General features: G+C 52.3%; 8 protein-coding genes. 6 read left to right on the top strand and 2 right to left on the bottom strand.

The window, feature by feature from the left end:
* Together ACSZO1_RS20520 and ACSZO1_RS20525 are read right to left on the bottom strand one after the other, a co-directional pair.
* Positions 1-1,013: Bcr/CflA family efflux MFS transporter (locus tag ACSZO1_RS20520; protein ID WP_437615965.1), on the bottom strand; the 1,013-nt coding region annotated here is incomplete at its 3' end.
* A gap of 276 nt (positions 1,014-1,289) precedes the next feature.
* The gene (locus ACSZO1_RS20525; RefSeq protein WP_437615967.1) at positions 1,290-1,916 is read right to left on the bottom strand and encodes a TetR/AcrR family transcriptional regulator; all 627 of its coding nucleotides are present in this window, start codon (positions 1,914-1,916) and stop codon (positions 1,290-1,292) included.
* A 56-nt stretch (positions 1,917-1,972) separates the two neighbouring features.
* On the opposite strand from ACSZO1_RS20525, the gene ACSZO1_RS20530 reads away from it, so the two are divergent.
* The 6 genes from ACSZO1_RS20530 (at position 1,973) to ACSZO1_RS20555 (ending at position 9,735) form a co-directional block, all read left to right on the top strand.
* A complete protein-coding gene (locus ACSZO1_RS20530) occupies positions 1,973-3,127 on the top strand; it encodes an efflux RND transporter periplasmic adaptor subunit (protein WP_437615969.1) in 1,155 nt (384 codons plus the stop codon).
* Positions 3,128-3,136: 9 nt separating this feature from the next.
* Positions 3,137-6,271, top strand: coding sequence for an efflux RND transporter permease subunit (locus ACSZO1_RS20535; protein WP_437615971.1), 3,135 nt, complete (start codon positions 3,137-3,139; stop codon positions 6,269-6,271).
* 104 nt (positions 6,272-6,375) lie between these two features.
* The gene (locus ACSZO1_RS20540) at positions 6,376-6,990 is read left to right on the top strand and encodes a TetR family transcriptional regulator (protein ID WP_086524610.1); all 615 of its coding nucleotides are present in this window, start codon (positions 6,376-6,378) and stop codon (positions 6,988-6,990) included.
* Positions 6,980-7,855 carry a helix-turn-helix domain-containing protein gene (locus tag ACSZO1_RS20545; protein ID WP_437615974.1) on the top strand — a complete coding sequence of 292 codons (876 nt, stop codon included), beginning with the start codon at positions 6,980-6,982 and terminating at the stop codon, positions 7,853-7,855. Before ACSZO1_RS20540 ends, ACSZO1_RS20545 begins: the two co-directional genes overlap by 11 nt.
* 121 nt (positions 7,856-7,976) lie before the next feature.
* Positions 7,977-9,398 carry an efflux transporter outer membrane subunit gene (locus ACSZO1_RS20550; RefSeq protein WP_437615976.1) on the top strand — a complete coding sequence of 474 codons (1,422 nt, stop codon included), beginning with the start codon at positions 7,977-7,979 and terminating at the stop codon, positions 9,396-9,398.
* Between the two features lie 70 nt (positions 9,399-9,468).
* Positions 9,469-9,735 carry a TetR/AcrR family transcriptional regulator gene (locus tag ACSZO1_RS20555; protein ID WP_437615977.1) on the top strand — a complete coding sequence of 89 codons (267 nt, stop codon included), beginning with the start codon at positions 9,469-9,471 and terminating at the stop codon, positions 9,733-9,735.
* Positions 9,736-9,807: the final 72 nt, after the last annotated feature.

Here is a 9,807-nt window from a genome sequence, read left to right on the forward strand (position 1 = left end):
GTTCCGGCAGCCTTCAGTGGTCTTTGCAGAGTTAAGACAGGCGGCTTAGCGTTGCACTTCGAACTTGAATCCGCCATGAATACCCATAATTTATCTGTATCTGAGACAGAGATTAAAATCAGGGAGGTCATTAAAAATACCGGCAGGGCAGTACTGATGATTTTCTCAACAGAAAAGAACATAAGCAACCGGTTATTCAGCCAGGAGGACAGAAGCAGGCTTAAAGAGACCAGCGCAAAGGCCAGCCCGTATTCAATATTGCTGAGCCCAAAAACACCCTGAAATACACTGGAAGATGCCGTGATGAAGACAAACATCGCCGCCTGTACAAATGCACTGACCAGAGAAACAATCATATACTTGCGGGAAACAAACAGCTTCCTGTATGAACCGAATGATTTTAATAAAGACGCCGCAGAGCGGGCATGTGGCGGCAGCGTCTCCGGCAGAAAGAGCGCCGACAGAAGAAACGCCAGCATCCCGATGGTGAGCATTGTCATAAATATCGACTTCCAGCCCAAATATGAAACCAGAATGCCACCCAGCAGAGGGGAAAGGATGGGGCCCAGCGCCATAAGCATGACCAGCATCGTCATCGCCCTTGCGGCCCGGGCCCCCCTGTACAGATCGGACACAACTGCCCGTCCAACCACCATCCCTCCACAGGCCCCGACTGCCTGAATAAATCGCAGGAAAATAAAGAGGCTGGCCGAGGATGTCAGCAGCAGCATCACCGTGGCTCCGCAGAAAATGGCGATGCCCGTTAAAAGCGGAACCCGCCGGCCATAGCGGTCAATCAGCGGACCAAACAACAACTGACCGGCACACAGACCGAGAAAAAAAACGGACAGAGACAGCTCCAGCGCGCCGTCTTCCGCATGGAGATAGGACTGAATATCAGAAAAAGCCGACAGATACATGTCAATCGACAGGGGGGCAAAGACTGACAGCAATGCCAGTATTGAAATGACCATCTTTCCGTTGAATTCTTGTTCCCTGGATGTTTCAACCATTTTCTTCAGTCCTTTTCTGACCCAAAACATTGAACAATGGCAGTGAGTCGGCTCCGGGAGGCGCCGGATATCGTGGTCTGCCAGTCTGAGCGAACATGAATATGTATCTTTTGCTGTAGCATGGCGTGCCATCTGCTTTTGATGAGCCCATGCTCTGACCCCGGCCATACCAGGAAGATGCGAGGGGCCATGTTTGGACGCGTCCATCATTAACAGACTGACTGAACGCCATGCCTATACTGATTTATGGAAATGCCGCGGACTGTATAGCTGGCCTCAGTATTCTCCAAAAAAGCACTCAATAACCTCATTAACCATATTTATCAGTAACTGTTTGTCCCATTCCTGGCCGAGTGCTCTTGTTGCGGTATGCTGTGATAATCCGCTGAATACCGAGGCTATGATGTCCATTCCTGTCCGGATTTTCTGCATATCCGCCTGAGAATTTGTCCGGGCCCTTTTAAACAATTCCTCGTGAAACCTGGCGTTAATCCCATCGTGAGAGATCTGAAGGACCTCCGCCACGCCCGGATTACGTGCTGCTTCCGCCGCGATCTCGAGCCACAATCCGTTGAATTCCGGGGACGTATGGACTTCCACCATTCTCTGTGTGTGCCGTTTTAAGCTGACGGCAATTCTTTCATCTGGCGGCGATGCCGCAATTTCGTTAATGAGCTCATAAAGCGTACTTTCCTGGTGTGCCACCAGGGCTTCAACAATCGCCTCTTTGTTGGCGAAGTGATAGTAGATATGTCCGGGGCTCATGCCAGCCGCTTTGGAAATTTTTGCAATGCTGCACCCATGAAAACCGAGGTCACGGAAACATTTCGCTGCTGCATCAAGCACCTGCTTTCTGCGTTCTTTACTTTTAACGCCCGTTTCCAGGTCATGCAAATCACCCATCTTCTTTTCCTGTCTCAACGCTATTGCAAGTTTTATTTTAGTATGAATATACTAGAATGAATATTCAACCCACCGAGAGAACTTTCATAATGTCAGTGCATTTTCGACCAGTCAGGCCTCTGCTGGCAATGTTAACCGTGGTCACGCTCGCCAGCTGCGACCGGCCACCAATGCCTCCACAATCTTCAGTTCCTGAAGTCGGGATCGTAACTCTCGCCACGACAAGCGTCCCGCTGACCAGCGAACTTCCGGGCCGTACCGCTTCCTACCGTGTGGCAGAAGTCAGGCCACAGGTGGGAGGCATTCTCCAGAAACGTCTTTTTGAAGAGGGGAGTATGGTTCAGGCCGGGCAGGTACTGTACCAGATTGATCCGGCACCCTACCGGGCCACACTGGCCAAAGCGGAGGCCAGCCTTGAGTCTGCCCGCCTGCTGGCGCAGCGATATGAAAAACTGGTGAAAACAAGTGCCATCAGCCAGCAGGACAGGGATGACGCCCGTTCAAGCTGGCTTCAGGCCAAAGCGGAGGTTGATTCTGCGAAGATAGACCTTGGCTATACAAGCATTACGGCCCCCATTTCAGGCCGTATTGGTCGCTCATCAGTCACCCAGGGGGCTCTGCTGACCGCCAACCAGACTGATGCACTGGCAACGATACAGCAGCTTGATCCCATCTATGTCGATATCCCGCAGTCTTCAACGTCGCTGCTGAAGCTTCAGGATGAATTTGCCGCTGGCCATCTGAAGAAAGATGAGCAGCAGCAGGCAGAGGTCAGACTGCTGCTGGACAGTGGCAGGGAATATCCGCATACGGGCCGCATCAGGCTTTCGGAAGTTACCGTGGATGAGAGCACCGACTCGGTCATTATCCGGGCTGAGTTTCCAAACCCGGAGGGAAGATTACTGCCTGGTATGTTCGTCCGGGCGAAGTTACAGGAAGGAATACGGGAAAATGCATTACTTGTTCCACAGCGGGGCATTACGCGAGACCCGACCGGACAGGCTTCAGCCCTGATAGTCGGGGAGGATAACAAAGTCATTCGCAAGCTGGTCATAACTGAACGCGTGGTAGGTAACCAGTGGTTAATCAGTGAGGGGCTGGAGAGTGGCGACCGCGTCATTGTTGACGGTACGCAGAATGCCCGCCCCGGCAGTGAAGTCCGGATAGCATCCCCGGAAATGCAGAAGCAAGAAATTTCTCAGCCTCATTAAGGAGCTCTGATGTCACGCTTTTTTATTGACCGGCCGGTGCTTGCATGGGTTGTCGCCATCGTGATCATGCTCGCGGGGGCATTATCCATTATCAGTCTGCCCATCAACCAGTATCCGAATATTGCTGCCCCCGCAATTGCGGTGTCAGGCTCTTATCCCGGCGCGTCTGCTGATACTGTTCAGGATACCGTTGTTCAGGTGATAGAACAGCAGCTCAACGGGCTGGATAACTTACGCTATCTCAAATCAGAAAGTAACTCTGACGGGTCATTTACTATCACTGTGACCTTTAATCAGGGAACAGACTCCGATATCGCACAGGTTCAGGTGCAGAATAAGCTATCCCTGGCGACGCCGTTGATCCCTGATGAAGTGCAGCAGCAGGGTATTCGCGTGGCGAAATATCAGATCAATTTCCTGATGCTTGCAGGTCTGGTTTCTACAGACGGGCGCATGAGCAGTTTCGATCTCGGGGACTACCTGGTTTCAAATATGCAGGATCCGCTGACCCGCGTGTCCGGGGTGGGGGACTTCACTATGATGGGTTCCCAGTATGCCATGCGTATCTGGATGGATCCTGACAAACTTAACGGCTATAAACTGACGCCGTCAGATATCAGTTCAGCCATACAGGCACAGAACGTACAGGTCTCTGCGGGCCAGCTGGGCGGTCTGCCGGCGAAAAATAATCTTGAGCTGAGCGCAACGGTCATTGGAAAAACCAGATTCACGAAACCCGAACAGTTTGAGAATATCCTGCTGAAAGTCCAGCCTGACGGGTCCCGGGTTTTACTGAAGGACGTCGCGAGAGTCAGCCTAGGGTCTGAGAGTTTTTCCATACAGTCTAAGTACGGCAAAGACCTTCCCAGTACCGCTATCGCATTACGTCTGGCAACGGGGGCGAATGCACTTGATACCATTAATGCGGTGAAGGCAAAACTCAAAGAACTGGAGCCTGGGCTGCCGGAAGGCGTGGAAATTATCTATCCGTACGACACGTCGCCGGTTATCAGCGCCTCGATTGAGGGGGGTGTCCATACGCTTATCGAGGCCATCGTACTGGTCTTTATCGTCATGCTGCTGTTTCTGCAAAACTGGCGGGCCACCCTTATTCCCACGCTGGCAATTCCGGTTGTCCTGCTGGGCACTTTCGGCATGATGGCGGCTTTTGGTTTTACAATAAATATCCTGACCATGTTTGGCCTGGTGCTGGCGATTGGTCTTCTTGTGGATGATGCCATTGTCGTTGTTGAAAACGTGGAGCGGCTTATGGAGGAGGAGAAGCTTTCCCCGCTTGAAGCCACCCGCAAATCCATGGAGCAAATCTCCGGTGCGCTGGTCGGTATCGGCCTGGTTCTTTCAGCCGTCTTCCTGCCAATGGCCTTCTTTGGCGGGTCTACCGGCGTTATTTATCGTCAGTTTTCCATCACAATAGTCTCCGCAATGGCGCTGTCGGTGATTGTTGCACTGATTTTCACGCCTGCCCTGTGCGCAACCATTCTGAAACCGTCCGGGCACGGGCAAACAAAGAAAGGTTTTTTTGGCTGGTTCAACCGCAGGTTCGAAAGCGGAACAGCACTCTACCGTAACGGCGTTGAGCGCACCCTCAGGGCCAGGAAAAGGGCCATGCTCTTCTTTCTGGCCATCATTGCGCTGCTGGTTGCTTTGTTCCCGCAGATACCGACGTCCTTCCTGCCTGATGAGGATCAGGGCAATCTGTTTGTGCAGGTTCAGATGCCGCCTAACAGCAGTGCAGAGCAGACCCAGAAAGTCCTGACGAAAATTTCAGATTATTTTCTGGAACAGGAAAAAGACATGGTTTTCACCACCATGCTGATTAACGGGTTTAACTTTGCCGGCAGGGGGCAGGGCTCAGCGATGGTGTTTGTGGGACTCAAGCCCTGGAATGAACGTAAGGGGGGCGTGTTTGAACTGGCCGGGCGGTCGATGGGGTATTTCTCCACTATCAAAGAGGGGACAGTCATTTCTTTTGCCCCGCCAGCCGTAATGGAACTGGGTAACGCGACCGGGTTCAACCTTTTCCTCCAGGATAACAGCGGGGGAGGACACGCAAAACTCATGGAAGCCCGCAATATGTTTCTGGGAATGGCGGCGCAAAACCCTGCGCTGCAGATGGTGCGTCCTAACGGGATGAACGACGAACCCCAGTACCAGATTCTGATTGATGATGAAAAGGTCCAGGCACTGAAACTGAGTCTGAGTGACGTTAACGACACCCTGTCAGCGGCATGGGGGTCTACCTACGTCAACGACTTCAATGACCGCGGCCGCGTGAAGAAAGTCTACATACAGGGGGATGCCGGCTCGCGTATTTCTCCGGAGGACTTTAACAAATGGTACGTGCGTAACAGTGACGGTGAAATGGTGTCATTTGCCTCCTTTGCGACCGGAAAGTGGATTTACGGCTCCCCAAAACTGGAGCGTTATAACGGCATTCCTGCGGTTGAGATCCTTGGGCAGCCGGCGCCGGGATACAGCTCTGGTGATGCGATGAAGGCGGTTGAAGACATCGCGGCCAGGCTGCCTTCTGGCGTGAGTGTTGCCTGGACAGGACTCTCCTTTGAAGAGCGTCTGTCCGGCTCGCAGGCGCCTGCCCTGTACGCCCTTTCCCTGATCATTGTTTTTCTCTGTCTGGCGGGGCTTTATGAGAGCTGGAGCATTCCGTTCTCCGTGATGCTGGTCATTCCTCTGGGCGTAATTGGTGCTGTGGGTGCGACGCTTCTGAGAGGGCTGGGCAACGATGTATTTTTCCAGGTCGGTTTGCTGACCACCATCGGACTGTCGGCCAAGAACGCCATACTGATAGTTGAGTTCGCCAGAGAGCTTCATGAAAAGCACGGCATGCCCCTTGGCGAAGCGGCGCTTGAGGCAGCGCGAGTGCGTCTGCGCCCGATTATCATGACCTCACTGGCATTTATCGTGGGGGTTATTCCTCTTGCCATTGCATCCGGCGCCAGCTCAGGCAGTAAGCATGCTATCGGGACCGGTGTCGTTGGCGGCATGCTGACGGCAACGGTACTGGCGATATTCTATATCCCGCTTTTCTACGTTCTTGTTGCCGGTTTTTTCAGTAAAAAACAAAAAGCTGATTCTATTACTGCCGGCGAAGACGCGGGGCACTGATACACAGCGGCCCGCAGCTCCGGATGCTGGCGGGCCGCTGCAGTGCCTCTGGTTGTTAAAGAGCCTTACTTTGCCGACACCAGGTTAACAGTGGGGGAGCAGATATGCGAAGAACCAGGCTGGAAGCAGAACAAACCCGCCGGCAGATACTCGATGCTGCAGAGGAATGTTTCCGGGAAAAAGGGATAACGCGCACAACCTTACAGATGATTGCCGCGCGAGCCGGATGCACCCGGGGAGCCATTTACTGGCATTTCAGTGAAAAACACGATCTGCTCAGGGAAGTTATAGAACGGGCTCCTTTTGTCTTTTTTACAGAAGCGGAAGCAGTCAGCCGCTGCCGGAAACCCGTCTCCGGGCTGCGGCATTGCATGCTCAGGGGGCTGAAGGAAGTTCAGAAGAACAGGCATCTCAGAAATGCTCTCGAACTGGCCGTTTTTGGCAGTGAATGTCCTGAAGACCTTCTGGGTGAAAACAGTGCGGACAGACTGCTGGGCCTGATCCACGTTGCTGTTCTGAGAGGAAAGGCCTGCGGAGAAGTGAACGCTGATACCGAGGCTGAAACACTGACACCATTGATTTTCTATGTTTTTATCGGTGTGCTCAGGACAGGGACGCTGATGCCGGGAAATACCCTGCTGTTACGTAAAGGCACGGATGCACTGAATCTCGTGTTTGATATGGTCCTTGAAAGAAAGGAGATGAGTGATGAATCATGACGTGATACCGGAACTCGTTGCGTGGATTGAAACGCAGCTCGGTACCAGGCTCACCATCGATGAGGTTGCGTCAAGATCAGGGTACTCCAAATGGCATCTGCAGCGGACTTATCTGAAGTCGACCGGAATGTCTCTGGGCGAATACATTCGCCGGCGCCAGTTATCCTGCGCGGCGGCAGAACTCAGACTCACCCGGTCAGGTGTCATTGATGTTGCGATGAAATACGGTTTTTCATCTCAGCAGACATTCACCCGGGCATTCAGGGCGTATTTCGGTCAACCGCCGGGACGTTACCGCAGGTTAAGCGAGTGGGACTGTTCGCAGCTTTTCCCGCCTTACAATAAGACCATCTACCCGGTAGGAACACCGGAAGTCGTGTCAATGCCATGTCGCGTACTCTCCGGGACGGTGAACAAATTTTCCTGTGCGCTGGGAAAATTGGGGTTGTTTAACATGGACGTCAGGTACCGCTTTTTTCGGCGGTATTTACGTGAGAATCACTTCCTCCCCCATCAGGCCTGGGGAGTGACTGACTTCCATTCAAACCCGGACACGCCCGGAATAATAGATATCCGGTATATCACTGCCACGGAAGAGGGGAACGGTGCTTTTAACGGTAAAGAGGAGATGAAAATTATCATCCCGGCGGGCAGTTATCTGCAGTTCCACTATAACGGAAGGTCTGACGGGTTTCAGGGTTTCATTCTGGACGTTAACCGTATTCATCTTCCGAGACTCGGGGTGGTCAGGAGAAAAGGGGCTGACCTTGAACTGTTCAGCTTTGCTGAAAGAAACAAAAGGTACCTTGAATCGGGATTTATGCATTGCAGTTATTATGTCCCGTTTTCAAGTTTCCGGCACTGAAATGCCGGCTGTCTGTTGCATCATCATTTATCGGATTATCAGAAGCATCAGGACATGCATCTGTGCTCAGGAAAAGAAATATCGCGCTTCCTGTTTTAATCAGTGCGTCTGAGGATATTAAATGAAAAAGGTAATACGTTTTTCAGTCATACCCGCATTACTCGTTACCGTTCTTACAGGATGTAACCTCCAGCCACATTATGAGCGGCCTGCGTTACCGGTCAGTGACCGCTGGGGGAACGACGGCCATCCGAAAGAGGTTCAGGGAACCACACCGGCCTCTGAGACAGGATGGCAGACTTATTTTGCCGATGAGCAGCTCCGGCAGCTCATCGGGCTGGCGCTGGAAAACAATCGTGATTTGAAAGTTTCAGCACTGAATGTGGAGTCGGCAAGGGCAAGTTTCAGGGTTGAGCGTTCGGCCCTGATGCCAGCCATCAGCGCAAACGGCAGCCAGACATCAGCGCATCTTCCGGGAAACCTTTATTCAACCCGGTCAACCGGTCCGGTTACTTACCAGCAGTATGAAGCGAACCTGGGGGTGTCGTCGTGGGAAATCGACTTCTTTGGCAGGCTCAGGAGCCTCAGGGACGAGGCACTGGAAAAATATCTGTCTACGGAAGCCTCATCCCGGGCAACGCAGATCAGTCTGGTATCTGACGTTGTGTCCGGTTATCTGACGTTGTGCGCCGATAATGACCTGCTGAAACTGGCTGCTGATACGGTAACAAGCCAGAGAGAAACATACCGTCTTGCGAGGCAGCGTTATGAGATGAAAGTTAGCAGCGAGCAGGATCTTGTTCAGGCTGAGACATCAGTCAGAAGTGCTGAAGCTGAACTGGCTCAGTATGAGCGACAGGTTAAGCAGGACGTTAATGCACTGAGATTACTGGTCGGGACCGAGCTGCCAGAACACCTTGTAAGTAATGCAACGCTGGCGCATGACTGGCATTTTCAGTCACTGCCATCCGGCATGCCTTCGGAAGTTTTAACCGGAAGGCCTGATATCATTGCCGCTGAGCATACCCTCAGGGCAGCAAATGCCAGCATTGGTGCTGCAAGAGCCGCATTTTTTCCAAACATCAGCCTGACTGCATCAGGCGGATCAGCCTCCGAGAGCCTCGGGCATCTGCTTGAGGGCGGAACAGCCGCATGGTCTTTTGTGCCCAGCATCAGTCTCCCCATTTTCGACGGCGGCAAAAACAGCGCAAATCTTGATGTGGCCGAAATATCCAGACGCGTGGAAATCGCAAACTATGAGAAAGCGGTCCAGACGGCATTTAAAGAAGTGTCAGATGCCCTTGCCGGGCAGAGCACCTACCGTCATGAGCTGACCGCGCGGGTTCAGGATACGGTGGCTAATACACGTTATTACGAACTCGCCCTGCAGCGATACCGTGAGGGTGTTGATAATTATCTCAATGTTCTGGTGGCTCAGCGTACACTCTTTGAAGCAAGAAAATCTGAAATTTCAGCTCGTGCCGGAGAGCTCACTCAGCACGTCACTCTCTATAAAGTGCTCGGGGGCGGGTGGAAAGCATAATAGCGGCCTGGCAGGCAGCAGAACAGTGCACATTGCCTGCCGGTATCAGAAACATGCAGGAGACGTATTGATGAACGCTAACGGTGAACAGAAGTCCGCCTTTACTGTCCAGAAAAACAAAATTACAGTTGCGGCGGGGAAATGCATCATCAGTAAAGGAGTGAATGGAAGTTCGATGAAGGAAATACAGGATGCATCAGGTATGGGGGCGGGGCAGATTTACCGCCACTTCAGCAGTAAAATGAAAATAGTGGAAAGTGTGGTGGAAAAAAATGTAACCGAGCAGTGTGATAGGCGGATTCAAGTTCGAAGTGCAACGCTAAGCCGCCTGTCTTAAGGAAGGTGCGATTTAATCGTCAATTATGAGAACATAACCCTTTCTTTGACATAGACTTTTCACGATGCCCGC

This window comes from Erwinia sp. V71 (assembly GCF_965644245.1).
Taxonomy (GTDB): domain Bacteria; phylum Pseudomonadota; class Gammaproteobacteria; order Enterobacterales; family Enterobacteriaceae; genus Erwinia.